Origin of the sequence: Micromonospora sp. DT201 (assembly GCF_049841575.1) — a bacterium.
Taxonomy (GTDB): domain Bacteria; phylum Actinomycetota; class Actinomycetes; order Mycobacteriales; family Micromonosporaceae; genus Micromonospora.
The window spans coordinates 16,872-33,791 of record NZ_JBNCKP010000006.1; the positions used below are offsets into that span (position 1 = coordinate 16,872).

15 protein-coding genes are annotated in these 16,920 nt (G+C 70.0%); 9 read left to right on the plus strand and 6 right to left on the minus strand.

Annotated features, from left to right (window positions below; translation table 11 throughout):
• Positions 1 to 87: 87 nt before the first annotated feature.
• Both ACLQ28_RS13475 and ACLQ28_RS13480 read right to left on the minus strand, forming a co-directional pair.
• Entirely contained in the window at positions 88 to 273 is a 186-nt protein-coding gene (locus ACLQ28_RS13475; protein ID WP_089021435.1) for a thiazolylpeptide-type bacteriocin, read from the minus strand.
• A 578-nt stretch (positions 274 to 851) separates the two neighbouring features.
• Positions 852 to 2,996 (minus strand): TOMM precursor leader peptide-binding protein, encoded by a 2,145-nt coding sequence (locus ACLQ28_RS13480; RefSeq protein ID WP_425686583.1) that lies wholly within the window; start codon positions 2,994 to 2,996, stop codon positions 852 to 854.
• A gap of 360 nt (positions 2,997 to 3,356) precedes the next feature.
• Between ACLQ28_RS13480 and ACLQ28_RS13485 the strand changes: the two genes are divergently transcribed.
• The 4 genes from ACLQ28_RS13485 to ACLQ28_RS13500 all read left to right on the plus strand — a co-directional run bounded on the left by ACLQ28_RS13485 (position 3,357) and on the right by ACLQ28_RS13500 (position 6,169).
• Positions 3,357 to 4,283, plus strand: a complete 927-nt coding sequence (locus ACLQ28_RS13485) for an ATP-binding cassette domain-containing protein (RefSeq protein ID WP_425686827.1) — start codon at positions 3,357 to 3,359, stop codon at positions 4,281 to 4,283.
• Entirely contained in the window at positions 4,280 to 5,122 is an 843-nt protein-coding gene (locus tag ACLQ28_RS13490) for an ABC transporter permease subunit (RefSeq protein ID WP_425686584.1), read from the plus strand. The genes ACLQ28_RS13485 and ACLQ28_RS13490 overlap by 4 nt, the downstream gene beginning before the upstream one ends.
• A 17-nt stretch (positions 5,123 to 5,139) precedes the next feature.
• On the plus strand, positions 5,140 to 5,373 hold the full coding sequence (locus tag ACLQ28_RS13495; protein WP_425686585.1) for a hypothetical protein: 234 nt from the start codon (positions 5,140 to 5,142) through the stop codon (positions 5,371 to 5,373).
• An 88-nt stretch (positions 5,374 to 5,461) separates the two neighbouring features.
• Positions 5,462 to 6,169, plus strand: a complete 708-nt coding sequence (locus tag ACLQ28_RS13500; RefSeq protein WP_425686586.1) for a SanA/YdcF family protein — start codon at positions 5,462 to 5,464, stop codon at positions 6,167 to 6,169.
• 6 nt (positions 6,170 to 6,175) lie between these two features.
• Here the strand turns inward: ACLQ28_RS13500 and ACLQ28_RS13505 are convergent, their stop codons facing one another.
• A complete protein-coding gene (locus ACLQ28_RS13505) occupies positions 6,176 to 7,171 on the minus strand; it encodes a LacI family DNA-binding transcriptional regulator (protein WP_425686828.1) in 996 nt (331 codons plus the stop codon).
• A gap of 347 nt (positions 7,172 to 7,518) precedes the next feature.
• Here ACLQ28_RS13505 and ACLQ28_RS13510 point away from each other — a divergent pair, with 347 nt between their 5' ends.
• Positions 7,519 to 9,144 carry a glycoside hydrolase family 43 protein gene (locus ACLQ28_RS13510; RefSeq protein ID WP_425686587.1) on the plus strand — a complete coding sequence of 542 codons (1,626 nt, stop codon included), beginning with the start codon at positions 7,519 to 7,521 and terminating at the stop codon, positions 9,142 to 9,144.
• Positions 9,145 to 9,191: 47 nt separating this feature from the next.
• On the opposite strand, the gene ACLQ28_RS13515 is transcribed toward ACLQ28_RS13510, so the two are convergent.
• From ACLQ28_RS13515 to ACLQ28_RS13525, 3 genes are all read right to left on the minus strand, one after another.
• A complete protein-coding gene (locus ACLQ28_RS13515) occupies positions 9,192 to 9,800 on the minus strand; it encodes a hypothetical protein (RefSeq protein ID WP_425686588.1) in 609 nt (202 codons plus the stop codon).
• Positions 9,801 to 9,913: 113 nt separating this feature from the next.
• A complete protein-coding gene (locus tag ACLQ28_RS13520) occupies positions 9,914 to 10,627 on the minus strand; it encodes a hypothetical protein (RefSeq protein ID WP_425686589.1) in 714 nt (237 codons plus the stop codon).
• Positions 10,624 to 11,223: an RNA polymerase sigma factor gene (locus ACLQ28_RS13525; protein WP_425686590.1), complete on the minus strand. Its 600-nt coding sequence runs from the start codon at positions 11,221 to 11,223 to the stop codon at positions 10,624 to 10,626. The genes ACLQ28_RS13520 and ACLQ28_RS13525 overlap by 4 nt, the downstream gene beginning before the upstream one ends.
• Before the next feature lie 274 nt (positions 11,224 to 11,497).
• Between ACLQ28_RS13525 and ACLQ28_RS13530 the strand changes: the two genes are divergently transcribed.
• The 4 genes from ACLQ28_RS13530 to ACLQ28_RS13545 all read left to right on the plus strand — a co-directional run bounded on the left by ACLQ28_RS13530 (position 11,498) and on the right by ACLQ28_RS13545 (position 16,920).
• Positions 11,498 to 12,706, plus strand: a complete 1,209-nt coding sequence (locus ACLQ28_RS13530; protein ID WP_425686591.1) for a chitosanase — start codon at positions 11,498 to 11,500, stop codon at positions 12,704 to 12,706.
• Between the two features lie 124 nt (positions 12,707 to 12,830).
• Entirely contained in the window at positions 12,831 to 14,723 is a 1,893-nt protein-coding gene (locus ACLQ28_RS13535; protein WP_425686592.1) for an ABC transporter ATP-binding protein, read from the plus strand.
• Between the two features lie 181 nt (positions 14,724 to 14,904).
• Complete coding sequence (locus ACLQ28_RS13540; protein ID WP_425686593.1) at positions 14,905 to 15,480, plus strand: DinB family protein; 576 nt, start codon at positions 14,905 to 14,907, stop codon at positions 15,478 to 15,480.
• A gap of 57 nt (positions 15,481 to 15,537) precedes the next feature.
• Positions 15,538 to 16,920, plus strand: a complete 1,383-nt coding sequence (locus ACLQ28_RS13545) for a DUF222 domain-containing protein (protein ID WP_425686594.1) — start codon at positions 15,538 to 15,540, stop codon at positions 16,918 to 16,920.

Here is a 16,920-nt window from a genome sequence, read left to right on the forward strand (position 1 = left end):
TTCACCTGTCTGCGGTCGCTGCGGTCAGAGGTCAGGGCCGGAATTCCCCGCCGGCGTGGCTCGCCGGCGGGGACGGCTTCGACGGGATTACCCGCCGCCGCATCCGGTGCTGGTGCTGCTGCTGCAGCAACTGGACGTACTGCAGCTGCAGCAACTGGAGCAGGAACAGCTGGAGCTGGACCAGTCCATGACCATCGCGTCGATCGCGTCGACGTCCTCGATCTCGAACGTCTCGGTCTCCAACGCGCGGAGTTCCTCAGTCAGATCCGGCATTCCCTCTACCTCCCCTCGGGTGTACGCAGGCCTCGGTGCCGTCCGGCCGTCCGGAGCGGTCGGGTGGCGCCGGGTTCTGGCTGGTGCCGCTGCAACTCGACGAGGTGCAGATGGTGCAGTGCGACGGATGCCAGGGTTGCGACACGGGCCGCTCCATGAGTCGCGGTCAGCGCCAGTCGTCGGTGGATTTGCGTCCGCACCACCACGATGGAGCCAGCGGAGGCACGCAAGGGCTACTCGCCGGTCGGACCGGCGGCGGTTGGTGCGTTCGGATGCGACGGCCCACCGGAGACTGGATTGCGTCAGCGCCTGGGGGTCAACCCGGGTCGCCCGGCTACCCGGTCAGCCGCAGCTGGAGGTGCTGGTGCTGGTGCTGCAGCAGCTTGACGTGCTACAGCTGCAGCAGCTCGAACACGAGCAACTGGAGCTGGTAGCGGCGAGCGCCTCGCCGCCGTCCTCCACCTCCTCGATTTCGAAGGTCTCGGTCTCCAGTTCGCGGAGCTCATCGTTCAGAGTGATCGGCATATTTCCACCTCCTTCCACGGTGCGTGCCTCGCTCGGACCACTGGTGTGGTGGTTTAGTCGGACGTCGGGCCGTGGTGGCGCAGCAGGACTACCCCGCTGCGAAATGCCCCACTGGCCCGGACGTCCCGGGTGGTGGTCTCGACCAGCAACGCGCTGATCTCCCGCTCGGCGAGGGCGGCCAGCACGGCGGCCCGATCGGTGCCGCCGAGCCCCGCGCCTGCGCTGGTCGCATCGCCGGTGAGAGTGGCGGGGTCGAAGTCCGTGAGCACCGGGTCGCCGAGGTCGGCGTCGGCCCCCTCGAAGTGCCGCACCTGGATCCGCCCGACCAGGTCGCGTACTGCGGCGAGCCGCGTGGCGACGGGGTCGAAGCCGCCGGCGAGACGCCAGTCGCGATCCCAGCCGTCGTGCGCCCCGGTGACGGCGAGCACGGCGTGCGCGGGGGCGGCGCCGGTGAGGGCGTAGACCGCGAGCTGGCGGCCGAAGCGGTGCGCCGCCTTCACCACGAACGCGGTGTCGTCGTCACCGACCAGCTCCTCCTCACCGACCGTGGTGAGGCCGCCGGCGCCCCTGATCGTGGCGGCCAGCGCGTGGTACGCCAACGCGTCGGCCAGGCCCTGGTCGACGACTCCGTCGAGGCTGTCGGCGGCGGCCGCGCCGGCCACGGTCCGCTCGGCGAGGCCCTCGCCGTTCGCGGCCGAGGTGGGTAGCGCCAACGCGGCGGGCACCCATACCGTGCCCGGACGGCCCAGGACGGTCGCCGGCAGCCAGCGGACCGACCGGTACGGGTCGTAGGGCACTGCCCCGGTGGCGGTGTCCAGCTCAGTCCACGGCACCGGGTGCTCGCCGCGGTCGCGCAGCTGCTCGGCCGTGGCGAGCACGCCGGCGTGCGGGTCGGCGTACCGGGCGGCGTGGTCGCGCACCGCCACTCGGTACGCGGCCAGTCGGGCGCTCATCACGGTGTGCACGTCGAAGGCGTCCACCTCACGCGGACCGCGCCGGCCGGGCAACCGCAGCCGGGCCGTCTTCAGCGGCGCCTGCTCCAGCGGGTCGTCCACGAACCGGGTGAACACCCCCGCGTTCGGTGACACCAACTTCTGGGCACGCTGGTACGTCGCGTCGTCGGATTCGGCGGGTAGGGCCGGCTCGGGCACGTCGACGTCGCGGCAGACCGGGCAGGCCGGATGTGGCAACACCTGTTCGCGGGCAGACTCCAGGGTGGACCGCTCCAGCCGCAGGACGCCGTCTCCGGTGTCCGGTGCGAGCGCGCCGGTGAGCACCCGGAAGACCTCGAACGCGGCGGCGTTGCCGAGCATTCGCGCGGTCACCTCCGGCAGCGGCGCGGGCACGTCGGGGCCGCTACCGACGGCGAGGTGCCGCCAGAACTCACAGGCGTCCGTGGCCTCGGCGCTTGCGGTGAGCCGAAGTTGGGCGCAGAACCAGCACGGAGTCCGTCCCGGCTCGACCGCCGGGCCGACCACCGCCCGCTCGTCGTCCCAGAGCACCGGAATCAGCAGCGGGCCGTCGCGGTGGCACGTTCGCGCCAGCTCGGCCAGCCGGGGCAGGCCGGTACGGTCGGTGCAATACACCACCGCGTCGGCCTCTGTCGGGTCGACCGGCCCATCGTGCACGTCTACGTCGACTGCGAGCCCGTCCCCGCGCAGCTCAGCCACCTCGGGTCGCAGCGCCTCGGAGTAACGCGACGGGTCATCACTCGGATGCAGGTCGAGGTGGAGACACCCGTTGCGGAGTAGCGCGCTCGCCGCGGCCAGCAGGGTCGATCCCTGACCGCCCAGCACGACCCGGGCGGTGTGGAAGCGCAGGAACCGAACGGTGGGGTCGTCGGCGAAGTGGTCGACGAACTCGATCTGCGGGGCGAATCTTCGGGCCACCGGTTCCGCCAGCTCGCTACGGTCGCCGGCGTCCTTGGCGAAGCCGCGGGTGAGCAACGCGCGGACCAGGGTGTGCACGGTCTGCCGCTGCCCCTGCTCCAGGGACGCCGTGAGCTGCCCCAGCGTGTGTTCCCCGGTGAGATGTGGGCTCAGCGTGGTCAGCCAGCGGAATGCGGACTTGCCCTTGATCAGGAAGGCGGTGTCCGGGCCGCGTAGGTAGGCGCCGGCCGGCGCATCCAGGAAGACCACATCATGTCGCAGCTTAGGTCGGACTTCCAGGTTTTCCGCACCGTCCAGTGGCAGACTCATCCGGGCTCCTATGCCAACGACAACCATCGACTTGGAGTGTTTAACATGTTGGTCAATGTCAATCCTGTCGACATCAGAGAGTTCCATTTCAGGTAGCATCCGGAGTGAATGCGAGGACACTGAGCTATGGCGGGAAGGATTCGCCACACCCACCCACCACGGCGGACCGTCCCGCCGCGACCCCTACCCCGGCCCCCACCTTAACGATCAGTTAATGGCCGTGTGCAGTTAACCCTGCGCTGCGGTCGGGAGCGAGTAAGGACCGGCAGATGAAGGCGAGAGCAAATCCTGACGGCAAATTCAGCCACTCCGCCGGACGATTGCGCCAGTCCGTTGGAGAATGACCGATTCGCCATTGAAATGCTTGACGTGGCCAAGCGTTATCCCGGCGGCGTCACGGCGGTCGACGGGCTCACCCTGCGGGTGCCCGAGGGGATGGTCTTCGGCTTCCTCGGCCCCAACGGCGCCGGCAAGACCACGACGATGCGGATGCTTGTCGGCCTCGTCCGGCCGACGTCCGGCCGGATCCGGGTGCTGGGTCAACCACCCGGCACCCCGGGCGAACTGGCCCGGGTCGGTGCCCTCATCGAGTCGCCGGCCTTCTATCCGCACCTGTCCGGCGTGGACAACCTCAAACTCGCCGCCCGCTACGCGGGTGTGGCCGACAGCGCCGCCGACCAGGTGCTGGCCGAGGTGGGCCTGACCGGGCGCGCGCGTTCCCCGTTCCGGACCTACTCGTTGGGCATGAAACAGCGGCTCGGCGTGGCCGCCGCGCTGCTCAAGCAGCCGAGCCTGCTCATCCTCGACGAACCCACAAACGGGCTGGACCCGGCCGGCGTTTCCGAGATCCGAGAGCTGCTCCGCTCGCTCGGGCAACACGGGCGCACCGTGCTGCTCTCCAGCCACGTGCTCGGCGAGGTGGAGCAGGTCTGCGACCGCATCGCCGTCATCAACCGGGGTCGGTTGATCGCCGACGGCACCTCCGACGAGTTGCGCGCGGCGCTCGGCGGCGGCGAGTTGCTCATCGCCGCCGACCCGATCGACAAGGCCGCCGCGTGCCTGCGCGAGCACCGGGGCGTCCGGGCGGTGCAGGCCGCCGATGGCAGGCTGCGGGTGGACGCAGAGCCGTCGTTGGCCGCGGAACTCAACCGTACGTTGGTCGAGGCGGGCATCGACGTACGAGAGCTGCGCACGGTACGCCACTCGCTGGAGGAAGCATTCCTGGAGTTGACCGGGACGGACGAACCCGACCCGGTGCCGACCACCACGACGGGGAGCAGCCGATGATCGCCTCGGTACGCGCGGCCTGGTTCGCGGACCGGAAACGACCGGCGGTCTGGACCATCACCCTCACCTGGATCGCATTGGCGCTCGCCTTCGGCGTCGGCGTCCCCTACCTGGTGCACCTGGCCCTCGCCGGCGACCCGAAGCAGGCCGACGACGCCGCGTCACTGCTGGACGCAGTGCTGCCCGGCCAACTCGTGCCCACCAGCATCGCACTGTTTCCGCTCTTCGGCGGCGCGATCGTGGTGATCCTCGGTGCCGTGGTGGTCGGCAACGAATACCGCTGGGGCACCCTCAATCTGATCTTCACCCAGCGTCCCCGGCGGGCACAGGTCCTGGCCGGGCACGCCGTTGCGCTCTGCGCCCTGACCCTGTTGCTCGTCGCGCTCACCTTTGCCGCGCTGGCCGCGGTCACCGCACTGCTGGGGCTGGCCGAGGGACGCGGCCTGGACTGGCCTCCCGCCGACGACCTGGCAAAGGCCGTCGCGGCAGCCTGGCTGATCTGCAGCGCGCACGCGAGCCTCGGCTTCTTCCTCGCCATCGCGTTCCGCAGCACCGCGACCGCGATCGCCGTCGGCCTCGTGTGGACGCTCGTGCTGGAGAACGCAATCAGTGGGCTCGCCCTGGTGCTGAACCCCCTTGAGCTGGTCCAGAAGTTGCTCCTTGCCCCCAGCTCCGGGGCTCTCGCCGGTGCGCTCGGTGCCCGCTCACAGTTCGAGGGCGGCACCCCCGGGGTAATCGAATCGGCGGGCCCTTTGTTGCCCGTGATCGTCCTACTCGGATACGTCGTGCTGATGTTCGGGCTGGGAACCTGGCTCGCCGTCCGCCGGGACGTCGGCTGATCAGAAAGGATGTCGAGATGGACTTCCTCCTCGCCTTCGTACTGACTGGGCTCGTCGCCTCCAGCGGCTGGATCGTGTGGGGTCTGGGACGGAGTTGGGCCCGGGCGCGCTACCGGCGGCACGAGCTGCAACTCGCCCGGGCGCGGTCCACGGCCGAGGTGCGCCAGGCCGAGCTGACCGCCGAGGTTCGGGAGATGGAACTAGCCAACGAGACCTACCAGGACTTCGTCCGCCGCCACCCGGAGAGATGACACCGGGTCTTCGCAGCCAGTCGAGCTGAAACTGCCGCGCACCGGTGCCGACAGGTCGGCTTGAGCGCAGCCCGAATAGTCTCGCGGCATGCAGGGACGATTCGGTGCGCTCAGGCGGTGGTACGCGCAGCGCCGGCGGTTCGTTCGCCGCATGCTCGTCGCGCTGGTGGTTGGCGCGGTGCTGCTGACCGGCGGCACGGTGGCCAGCGTGCTGTGGATCCGCGATGCCGCGGACGGCCACATCTACAGCGAGGCTGCCGTGCCGGATGCGCCGGTGGCACTGGTGCTGGGGACCAAGGTGGACGCGGACGGCACCCCGTCCCCGTTTCTCGCGGCCCGGCTGGAGATCGCGCGACGGTTGTTCGTGGGCGGCAAGGTGCGGGCGATCCTGGTGTCCGGCGACAACATGAACGCGGATTACAACGAGCCCGCCGCAATGCTTGGCTGGCTGGTCGACCGAGGTGTGCCGGCGCGCAAGGTGGTGCTCGACTACGCCGGTTTCGACACGTACGACTCGTGCGCGCGGGCTGAGCGCATCTTCGGGGTGCGACGCGCGACGGTGGTGACCCAGTCCTTCCACCTGCCCCGCGCCGTGGCACTGTGCAGGCGTCTCGGCATCGACGCCGCCGGGGTGGGTGACGAAACCGCGAGGCGCTACGCCCAGACGTGGCGGGTCAGCTCGTCCCGAGAGAACGGCGCCTGCCTGAAGGCCGCGCTGGATCTACTCTCCGGTCGCGACCCGGCGCACCTCGGCCACCGGGAGACGGGCGTCGACGATGCCCTCCGCACCGCCTGACGACGGTCACGACCCTGACGGTCTCCAAGGTGGTGCGGCGCTGTCGCGCACGATGAGCTCGGTGGCGAGCTCGACCCGAGGGCTTTCGGTCTTCTCACCGCCGGCGAGGCGCAACACGGTCCGTGCGGCCAGCATGCCCATCTCGGCCAAGGGCTGACGGACGGTGGTCAGCGGCGGGGAGCACCACCGGACCTCCGGCAGGTCATCGAAGCCGACCACGCTGATGTCGTCGGGCACCCGGAGGCCGCGTTTGCGGACCGCCTCGTAGACGCCGAGCGCCATCTGGTCGCTGGAGGCGAAGATGGCGGTGGGTGGGTCGGGCAGGGCCAGCAGTTGCGTACCCGCACTGAAACCGGCCTCATGATAGAAGTTGCCGGGGCGGATGAGGGTGTCGTCGAAAGGGATGTCGGCGGCACCGAGGGCGGCCCGGTAGCCGTCCATCCGGGCCCGGCTGCACATCAGGTGCGGTGGGCCGGCGATGAAGCCGATGCGGCGGTGGCCGAGGCTGATCAGGTACTGGTTGGCGCTCAGGCTGCCCGCCCAGTTGGTGGCGCCGATGGTGGGTGATTCCTGCGGGTCGACGCCGGCGGGGTCGATGATGACCACCGGCAGGTGGAGCCGGCTCAGCTCGGCCTGCAACGGTGGGTTCACCATCGAGGTCACGAAGATGACGCCCTCGGTGGAGCGCGTTCGCATGTTGTCGAGCCACTGCTTGGCCGAGGAGATGCGCCAGTGGATGGCCGAAACGACGGTGCCGACGCCGCTGGTCTGGCCAACGTCCTCCACCCCGCGGATGATCTCCACGGCCCATGGGCTGTCCAGGTCGTTGAAGACCAGGTCGATGAGGGCGGCATCGGTACGCCGGGCCGGTGACCGTCGGCGGTAGCCGTGCCGGTTGAGCAATGCCTCGACACGTTCCCGGGTGTCGGGGGCGACGTCCGAGCGGCCGTTGATGACCCGGGAGACCGTGGGCACGGAGACACCGGCCAGCCGCGCGATCATGGCGATGGTGACGTTACGGCCGTTCTCCACGCCCACGGTCCACCCCTTCGTTGTGCTGGAAGCTTCAGGTCTGCTCGCGGTGGTGCGGTGTCATCCCTTGACGCTGCCGGCCAGACCCACGGGGGTGCTCGGACGCCGACCGAGCCGGCAGGGCGCGAAACGCGGATCTCCGGAACTTTCAATGCTTCGCCGGTATTACCGATCGATGGCCGGCACGCTACGAGCTGTAGCAGCATCGGTCAAGGCCTATGTCCTATGCTGAAATACCGGCTAGCGTAGGCAGCGCATCCAGTGATCCTGGACCGCAAGTTTCCGGAAATTCCAGAAAGCCGCCCAGAGGAGCCTTCGTGTCGACCGACATCGTTAACGTGGCGACCGCTGCCCGGTCGATCCGCAATCCCGTCCTGGCCGGGTTCAACCCGGATCCGTCGATCCTGCGCGTCGACGACGACTACTTCCTGGCCACCTCGACCTTCGAGTGGTACCCGGGGGTGCGCGTGCACCATTCGCGAGATCTCGTGAACTGGCGCACCCTTGGCGGGATCATCACCGACCGCCGCCTGCTCGACCTGCGCGGCTGCGGCGACTCCAACGGGGTGTGGGCCCCCGACCTCACCTACCACGACGGTCAGTTCCACCTGGTCTACAGCGACGTGGCCAGCTTCGCCAGCGGCTACTGGGACCCACAGAACTTCCTGGTCACCGCCGACGACATCGCCGGCCCCTGGTCAGATCCGGTGAAACTGCACGGGCGCGGGTTCGACGCCGCGCTGTTCCACGACGACGATGGCACCAGTTGGCTGCTGAGCATGAGCGCGGACTGGCGACCCGGCCGGGACCGCTTCGGCGGCATCGAAATCCAGCAGTACGACCGGGCCGCGCGCCGCCTGGTCGGCCGGCCCCGCATCCTGTTCACCGGCACACCGGTCGGGGTTACCGAGGGTCCGCACCTGTACCGCCACGACGGCTGGTACTGGCTGATCACCGCCGAGGGCGGCACCAGCTGGGAGCACCAGGTCACCATGGCCCGGTCCCGGGAGCTCTTCGGGCCGTACGAGGTGGACCCGGACGGGCCGCTGCTCAGCTCGTTCGGGCGGCCCGACCTGCGCTTGCAGAAGGCCGGTCACGGCAGCCTGGTTCGCACCCAGGACGGGGAGTGGTATCTGGCGCACCTGGTGGGCCGCCCCTACTCGCCGCTGGGCAGTTGCGTGCTGGGCCGGGAAACCGCGATCCAGCGGGTCGAGTGGCCGTCGGATGGCTGGCCCCGGGTCGCCGGCGGGGTGCCAGCAGACGAGGTCGTCGCACCCGACCTGCCCGCGCACCCATGGCCGGCGGCACCCGCCACCGACGACTTCGACACCGCCGAGCTGAGCTTGTGTTGGTCGACGCTGCGCCGGCCAGCCAGCCCGGACTGGATCGACCTGCGGTCCCGTCCGTCGCACCTGCGCGTCTACGGCGGGCAGTCACCGGTCGGTCGACAGGCCCCCAGCCTGGTCGCCAGGCGCGTCGGCGCCACGCACTGCTCGCTGGAGACGGTGGTGGAGTTCGACCCGGCCGACCACCGTCAGCTCGCCGGAATCACCGCCTACTACAACACCATCAACTGGCACCACCTCTACCTGACCCGCGCCGACGACGGGCGGACGGTGCTGGAGCTGCTCAGCTCCGACAACGGGCGGCGCACCCCGTACCCCGATTTGACCACCGACGTCAGCGGGGTGACCAGGGTTGGTCTGCGGGCCGTGTTCGACGGGCCGGTGGTGCGCTTCGACTACGACCTCGGTGCCGGTTGGCAGCGGCTGCCGGTCGACCTGGACGCGACCATCCTGTCCGACGAGCACGCCGCGCTGATCATCGACGGCGAACCGGCGGCGTGGGGCTTCACCGGGGCGTTCGTTGGCCTGTGGGTGCAGGATCTCGGTGGCGACGGCGTGTACGCCGATTTCGACCTGGCCACCTACCGGGAGCACTGACCACGCGGACGGCACCCGGGTCGGGTGCCGTCCGCGTTCCAACCGTGCTACTTCACCTGGGCGGCGACGGCGCGCAACTGGCCAAGGGTGGTACGGAAACCGTGGCCGGACGCGGCCGGGTCCTCGGCGAGCAGGCCGCTGACTGCCATCGACTGCGAGCGGGTCGCCGCGACTGCGTCGTCGCCCGACCCGGTCACGTCGAACACGCCGAAGTCGCCGCTGAGCGTCCGGAACGTCGGAGCCGACGGGTCCTGGGAGAGGTAGAGCACCACGTCCTGACCCGCCTCGAGCTTGGACATCTGCGCCATGTCCGCCACACCGCCGTCGAGGCTGGCGAGCGTGATCTGCGACCCGGCCCGCACGGACGATCCGGTCGCCGCGCGCAGCACCTCGTCGACCCGGAACCCAGCCGCCTCGACCTTTCCGCGTACGACCAGGTCCGCGGTTTCGCTGAGCTGCCGCACGGTGCCGTACCCGCGCAGCTTGCCCTTGATCGGCGGGGGCGCGGCGGCGGTCGGCGTGGCGGCGCTGCTCGTGGCGGGTGCCGCGACCGGGTCGGCGGCCCCGGCGCTGCCGCAGGCGGACAACGCCGCCACGGCGAGCACCGCGGCGGCCGTGGCCCAGAAAGGCCGGGTACGGCGGAGGTCGACTGCCATGGAACGCTCCTTGCGTCTCGGTGCCGTGCCGGGTCGCTTCGCCCGGTACGTGGCACTGCTTATGCCATCTATCTGTGCGGTCCGGCCACCGAGTTCCATCTTTTTTTCCGGCGTCAGCCCCGCTCTCGCGCGACTTGGCGAAGCTCCGCCAGCGTGGTCACGAAGGCGCGACCCGCCGAGGTGGCGTCCTCGGTGCGCAGCCCGGTCACCGACATGCTCGGCGAGCGGCCGGTGACCCTGTCCCCGACGACGTCGAAGATGCCGAAGTCACCGCTCAGCGGGGTGTAGACGCGCGCAGCCGGGTCGCTGAGGGCCAGGTAGAGGACGGTCGGCTGGCCGGACATCCCGGCCGACTCCCCCACCAACGTGATCTGCGTGGACACCGGCGCGTCCGGCGTGCGGTAGAGCACCTCGGCCACCCGGTACACCGACCGTCCGTCGGCCGTCGACACGACCTCGCCGCGAACCACCAGGTCCGCCGTGTCGGTGAGTTGGCGCACCGTGCCGTACCCACGGATCTTGCCGACCGCGCCGGGCGGCGCGGACCGCGCGGCCGGGCTGCTCGCGGCGGGTGTCGGGAGCGCGGCCGACGGTTCGTCGCCGGACGTGGTGGCGAGCCCGGCACCGACCCCCGCCACGACCAGGACCAACACGGCCACCGCCAGGACCGGCCGCAGCGTCGCGCGGCCTGCCCTGCGGGTACGCGTCTCCTGCGCGATCGCCGCCAGCAGGCGGCTCCGGTGCACCTCGTGCCGGCCCGCCGGCAGGTTGTGGTCACCGGGATGCGGGGCGATCCCCGCCCACTCCGACGGGTCTGGCGCGCTCACCGACTGCCCTCCCGCACGAACGAGGCGTCCACGACCGGCGGCCGAGAGGCACGTGCCGGGGCGTCGACGAGGGTACGAAGCCGGGCGCGGGCCCGCGACAGCCGGGACCGGACCGTGCCGACCGGCACACCCAGCGCCTGTGCCGCCGACTCGTAGTCGAGGCCCTCCCACAGGCACAACGTCAGCACCTCGCGCTCGGACCGACGTAGCCGGGCCAACGCGTCGATCGCGGCGGCGATGCGCCGGCTGTCGTCGAGCCGGCCGGCGACCTCGTCGGCGTGATCGGGCAGGGTGACGTCGGAGGCGAGCAACGCGGCGGCCACCCTGCGGTACCGGCGGTTGCTGCGAATGTGGTTGCGGGCCTCGTTGGTGGCAATGCCGAGCAGCCACGGCCGCAGCGACCCGCCCTCCTGGGTGACCCGCTCCCGGGAGCGCCAGGCCTGCAGGTAGGTGGCAGCCATGACGTCCTCCGCCGTGGCCCAGTCGGCGGTGAGCCGGAACGCGTGGTTGTACACCGAGCGCGCGTACTGGTCGAAGAGTTCGGCGAACGCACCGGGATCACCGGCTCGCACCCGAACACGCAGACTCGACTCCATGACCACTTTCTGTCCGTCGGGCGGCGCTGGTTCCGATGGACCGGTGGCACCCCGCTGATTCGCTGCCGCCCGACGATAGCCACCCATCCGCACGCCGTGCCAACGACGAGGTGAACAGGCTTCGTCACGCCTCGCGGTCACCGATTGACGACGCATCGACCTACTGGTATCTGTTAATACAGTTTCCTGATGCTCGCGGTGCCCGCCGGGGCCGAACCGCCGCGCCGGGCCACCGACCGGCCGGCGGCATGCCGCCCCTTCCCCGAGGAACACCATGGTTCACAAGAGAACAGCCGCCTACGTGGTGGGCACCCTGCTGATCGCCGTCGCAGCTGTCGGCTACGGCCTGCCATCGGCGAGCGCCGCGACAGCCGGTCCGATCACCGGCCTCGCCGGCAAGTGCATCGACGTCGCTGGTGCCAACCCGGCCAACGGCACGCCGGTCCAGCTCTACGACTGCAACGGCAGCGCGGCCCAGACGTGGACGGTCGGCAACACCGACACCTCGATCCGCGCGCTCGGCAAATGCCTCGACGTTACGGCCGCGTCGACCGCCAACGGGGCCAAGGTGCAGCTGTACGACTGCAACAACACCGCCGCGCAGAAGTGGACCGCCAGCAACGGCGCGCTCATCAACACCGGCTCCGGCAAGTGCCTCGACGTCACCGACCGGAGCACCGCGAACGGCGCCCGGTTGCAGATCTGGACCTGCGGGGGCACCACCAACCAGCGGTGGACCCTGCCTGGCGGTGGCACCGCCACCCCCACGCCCACCACCCCGACCGGGACCAACCTCGACGACCCGGCGAAGAAGGACGTCGCCATGCAGCTCGTCTCGGCTGCCGAAAACTCGTCGCTCGACTGGCGTGCGCAGTTCTCCTACATCGAAGACATCGGCGACGGCCGGGGCTACACCGCCGGCATCATCGGCTTCTGCTCCGGCACCGGGGACATGCTCGAACTGGTCGAGGCGTACACACGCACCAAGCCGGGCAACGTGCTGGCCGCGTACCTGCCGGCGCTGCGTTCCGTCAACGGCACCCCCTCGCACGCGGGCCTCGACCCCAACTTCACCCGCGACTGGCGGGCCGCCGCCAACGACTCGGTGTTCCGGGCCGCGCAGGAGTCCGAGCGGGACCGGGTCTACTTCAATCCATCGGTACGCGACGGCAAGAGCGACCAGGTCCGGGCGCTCGGCCAGTTCGCCTACTACGACGCGGCGGTCATGCACGGGTACGAGGGCATGCGCCAGATCCGCAGCCGCGCCCTGAACCGGGCGAAGCCCCCAGCCCAGGGCGGCGACGAGCGGACCTGGCTCAACGCGTTTCTCGACGAACGGGTCATCGAGATGAAGAAGGAGGAAGCCCACTCGGACACGTCCCGTGTCGACACGGCCCAACGGGTCTTCCTCAACAACGGCAACTTCAACCTGAACACCCCGCTGGCGTTCGCCGTCTACGGTCAACAGTTCCGCATCAGCTAGGTTCGCGACTCACCTCTGGCTCAGGGCGTCGCCTCGCCGGCGGCGCCCTGAGCGCGTACGCGTCCCCGCGCGCCGCTTGACCTCAACCCCGCGCGAAGTTCTAGCCTGTTCGCGGAGGTACGGCATGAGCATGGAAACTACCGCGTGGATGTCCCTGCACCGCGCGATGAACGCACAGGACGAACGACCACTGTCACGGGCCACCTTGAAACGCATCGCGCAGTTCGCGCGGCCCCACCGCACTCTGATCATCAGGTTCCTGCTGCTGAGCGTGGTGACGGCGGTCCTCACGGTGGCGGCGCCGGTTCTCGCTGGTCGGGTGGTCGATGCGATCGTCGACGGCGCCGACAGCAGCGTCGTGATCTGGTTGGCGGTGCTGATTGCCCTGATCGCCCTCACCGAGGCCGGCCTGGGTCTGGTGACGCGTTTCCTCTCCGCCAGCATCGGTGAGGGGCTGATCGTCCAGCTACGGACGGCGGTCTTCGACCACGTTCAGCGCATGCCGGTGGCGTTCTTCACCAGGACCCGCACGGGTGCGCTGGTCAGCCGTTTGAACAACGACGTGATCGGCGCGCAGCGGGCCTTCAGCGACACCCTGTCGGGTGTGGTCGGCAACGCCGTCACGCTGATCCTGACGTTGGCCGTGATGCTCACCTTCTCCTGGCAGATCACGCTGCTGGCGCTCGTCCTGCTGCCCATCTTCGTCCTCCCGGCCCGACGGATGGGTTCGAGGCTCGCCCAGTTGCAGCGTGAGGCGGCCGAGCACAACGCGGCCATGAGCACCCGGATGACAGAGCGCTTCTCCGCACCCGGCGCCACACTTGTCAAGCTGTACGGGCGTCCGGCCGAGGAGTCCGCCGAGTTCGCGGCGCGGGCACGACGGGTACGTGACATCGGCATCCGCGCCGCCATGCTCCAGTGGGTCTTCATCACCGCACTCACCGTTGTCGGCTCGTTGGCGCTGGCCCTGGTCTACGGGTTGGGCGGTCTCTACGCCCTCCGGGGCAGCCTCGACGCCGGGACCGTGGTCGCCCTCGCGCTGCTCCTGTCGCGTCTCTACGCACCGTTGACATCGCTGGCCGGCGCCCGGGTCGAGGTGATGAGCGCGCTGGTGAGCTTCGAGCGGGTGTTCGAGGTCCTCGACCTCAAGCCGCTGATCCTCGACAGGTCCGACGCCCGCCCGCTTCCCGATGGGCCGGTCGCGGTGGAGTTCGACGGGGTACGGTTCGGCTACCCGTCCGCGGACAAGGTGTCGCTCGCGTCTCTCGAGGATGTGGCGAAACTCGATACGCGGGGCGGCGAGGAGGTGCTGCACGGCGTGTCGTTCCGCGCCGAGGCGGGGCAGATGGTCGCCCTGGTCGGCTCCTCCGGGGCCGGCAAGTCGACGATCGCGCAGCTCGTGCCACGCCTGTACGACGTCGAGGACGGCGCGGTGAGGCTCGGCGACGTCGACGTCCGTGACCTGTCCGCTGGATCGATCCGGACGGCACTGGGCGTGGTGACCCAGGACGGGCACCTCTTCCACGAGAGCATCCGCGTCAACCTTGCGTTCGCCCAGCCGGACGCGACCGAGGATGAGATGTGGGAGGTGCTCCGGCGGGCCCGGCTCGACGTCCTGATCCGCTCACTTCCGGATGGGCTCGACACCGTCGTCGGTGAACGCGGATACCGCCTCTCGGGTGGGGAACGGCAACGGCTCACCATTGCGCGGCTGCTGCTCGCCCGTCCGCGCGTGGTCATCCTCGACGAAGCCACCGCGCATCTCGACTCCACCTCGGAGGCAGCGGTGCAGGACGCCCTCGCCGAAGCTCTGACGGGCCGGACAAGCGTGGTCATCGCGCACCGGCTCTCCACCATCCGGGCGGCCGATCAGATCCTCGTCGTCGAAGACGGGCGCATCGTCGAACGCGGGCGACACAGCGACCTTCTCGCCGCCCGAGGCCGGTACGAGGAGTTGTACCGCACCCAGTTCGACCAGCAGCAGCCGACGATTCAGGAGCAACGCGTCGCCATCTGAGGGACGTCTCGCGCCCGGCACAAGGGGCGCGTGCTCGGACCCGATGCCGCCGCCCGTGCCCGGTGATCACCGTGACGGGCGGCGGCACGAGGTGTGCTGCGCAGGGCGCTTCCCGCCGATCATCAGCTCCACGGATCGTCCGGGGCAGCACCGACACCCGACCGGATGCCATAGTGCCGCGATGAAGGCAGACCTGCACAGTTACTTGAAGGGCGGCCGCGACTCGCTGCTGTGGAAGCTCGACGGGCTCAGCGAATACGATATTCGACGCCCGTTGACCCGGACCGCAACCAACTTGCTCGGTCTGGTGAAGCACTCGGCGGCCATGGAGACCCTCTACTTCGGCGTCGTGTTCGGCCGGCCGTTCGAGCAGACACTGCCGTACGTCGGCGACGGAGCCGAGACCAACGCCGACATGTGGGCGACCGCGGATGAGACCCGCGAGGAGATCGTCGCACTGTACCGTCGCGCGATCGCCCACGCCGACACCACCATTGAAGCCCTTGAACTGGATGAGGCCGGCCGTGTGCCGTGGTGGGGCGACGCAGCTGTCACGTTGCACCACATCTTGGTCCACGTCATCGCCGAAACTCAACGGCACGCCGGCCACGCTGACATCGTGCGCGAACTCATCGACGGCACGGCCGGGCTGCTGCCCAGGAACGACAACTTGCCCGCTGCCGACGAGTCATGGTGGCTGAACCACCGCCAGCGAGTGGAACAGGCTGCCCTCGACGCCAGCAAACGCAGCGAGTAGGTCTTCCGTCGATCACGACAACCAAATGTGTCGTACACCTGTTCTAATGTCGGGCTCATGGTTGAGGAGCTGGCCCAGGCAGACGCGGCGATCGCAGCCTGCGCCACCGCCGCCACCTGGCCCCTCCCCGAGCATGAGCTGGTCGCCGCGCTCGACGCCGCGCACCACCTCGAGCAACGCCTCGCCGCCGTCAAACTCGCCCTGGTCCGCGAGCTCGACGGCCGCGGCACCGCCCGCGCACAGGGCGCCTCCTCCACCGCCGTCTGGCTGCGCGAACGGCTACACCTCACCGTCCCCGCCGCCCGCCGGCTCGTCGACCTCGCCACCGCACTCGACAACAGCAACCCAGAGGTACGACAAGCGCTAGCCGACGCGCACATCACCCTGGACCAAGCCCGAGTCATCGCCGACACCCTCGACACCGTGCACAACGCCACCGGCCCCAAAGCCGCCGACAAAGCCGCCACCGTCCTCGTCGACTGGGCCGGCCAGTTCGACCCCACTCTCCTGCGCAAACTCGGCACCCGCATCCTCGACCACGTCGCCCCCGACATCGCCGACGCCGCCGCCCGCGCCGCACTGGAAGCCGACACCCGCCGCGCCACCCGCGACCGGCACCTCACCCTCTCCGAACTAACCGACGGCCGACTCCGACTCACCGGCACCCTCGACACCGAAACAGCCGGCCTCCTCCGCGCCGCCATCGACCCACTAACCGCACCAACCGGCCCCGACGATCAGCGCTCCCCCGGGCAACGCCGACACGACGCCCTCGCCGACCTCTGCCGACTCACCCTGCGCACCAACGAACTACCCCACCACGGCGGCGACCCCGCCCAAATCGTCGTCACCACCAGCTACGACAACCTCGCCGGCCAGCTCAGCGCGGGCACAGCGGGCACCAGGGTCCAGCTCAGCGCGGGCACCCTCGACACCAGCCTCCAGCTCCGCGCGGGCAATCCCGACACCGGCCTCCAGCTCCGCGCGGGCCTTCCCGACACCAGCCTCCAGCCCGGCGCGGGCACTCTCGACACCGGCCTCCAGCTCACCCCGGAAACCGTTCGGCGACTCGCCTGCGACGCCACGATCCTGCCCGCCGTCCTCGGCGGCACCGGCCAACCACTCGACATCGGCCGACAACGCCGACTCATCACCGGCCCGCTACGACGCGCCCTCGTCCTCCGCGACCGCGGCTGCGCCTTCCCCGGCTGCGACCGCCCACCACGCTGGTGCGACGCCCACCACATCCACCACTGGGCCAACGGCGGCACCACCAGCCTGGCCAACGCCGTCCTGCTCTGCGGCCACCACCACCGACACATCCACCACAGCGACTGGACCGTCCACCTCGCCAGCGACGGCCACCCCGAATTCACCCCACCCGCCTGGCTCGACCCCGAACAGCTCCCCCGCCGCAACCACTACCACCGGCGAACGTAA

Coding starts and splice junctions, on each gene's coding strand:
- ACLQ28_RS13480 (WP_425686583.1), bottom strand. CDS start 2,996: ATGAGTCTGCCACTGGACGGTGCGGAAAACCTGGAAGTCCGACCTAAG.
- ACLQ28_RS13515 (WP_425686588.1), bottom strand. CDS start 9,800: ATGGCAGTCGACCTCCGCCGTACCCGGCCTTTCTGGGCCACGGCCGCC.
- ACLQ28_RS13505 (WP_425686828.1), bottom strand. CDS start 7,171: ATGATCGCGCGGCTGGCCGGTGTCTCCGTGCCCACGGTCTCCCGGGTC.
- ACLQ28_RS13545 (WP_425686594.1), top strand. CDS start 15,538: ATGGTTGAGGAGCTGGCCCAGGCAGACGCGGCGATCGCAGCCTGCGCC.
- ACLQ28_RS13540 (WP_425686593.1), top strand. CDS start 14,905: ATGAAGGCAGACCTGCACAGTTACTTGAAGGGCGGCCGCGACTCGCTG.
- ACLQ28_RS13530 (WP_425686591.1), top strand. CDS start 11,498: ATGGTTCACAAGAGAACAGCCGCCTACGTGGTGGGCACCCTGCTGATC.
- ACLQ28_RS13475 (WP_089021435.1), bottom strand. CDS start 273: ATGCCGGATCTGACTGAGGAACTCCGCGCGTTGGAGACCGAGACGTTC.
- ACLQ28_RS13535 (WP_425686592.1), top strand. CDS start 12,831: ATGAGCATGGAAACTACCGCGTGGATGTCCCTGCACCGCGCGATGAAC.
- ACLQ28_RS13525 (WP_425686590.1), bottom strand. CDS start 11,223: ATGGAGTCGAGTCTGCGTGTTCGGGTGCGAGCCGGTGATCCCGGTGCG.
- ACLQ28_RS13485 (WP_425686827.1), top strand. CDS start 3,357: ATGCTTGACGTGGCCAAGCGTTATCCCGGCGGCGTCACGGCGGTCGAC.
- ACLQ28_RS13490 (WP_425686584.1), top strand. CDS start 4,280: ATGATCGCCTCGGTACGCGCGGCCTGGTTCGCGGACCGGAAACGACCG.
- ACLQ28_RS13500 (WP_425686586.1), top strand. CDS start 5,462: ATGCAGGGACGATTCGGTGCGCTCAGGCGGTGGTACGCGCAGCGCCGG.
- ACLQ28_RS13495 (WP_425686585.1), top strand. CDS start 5,140: ATGGACTTCCTCCTCGCCTTCGTACTGACTGGGCTCGTCGCCTCCAGC.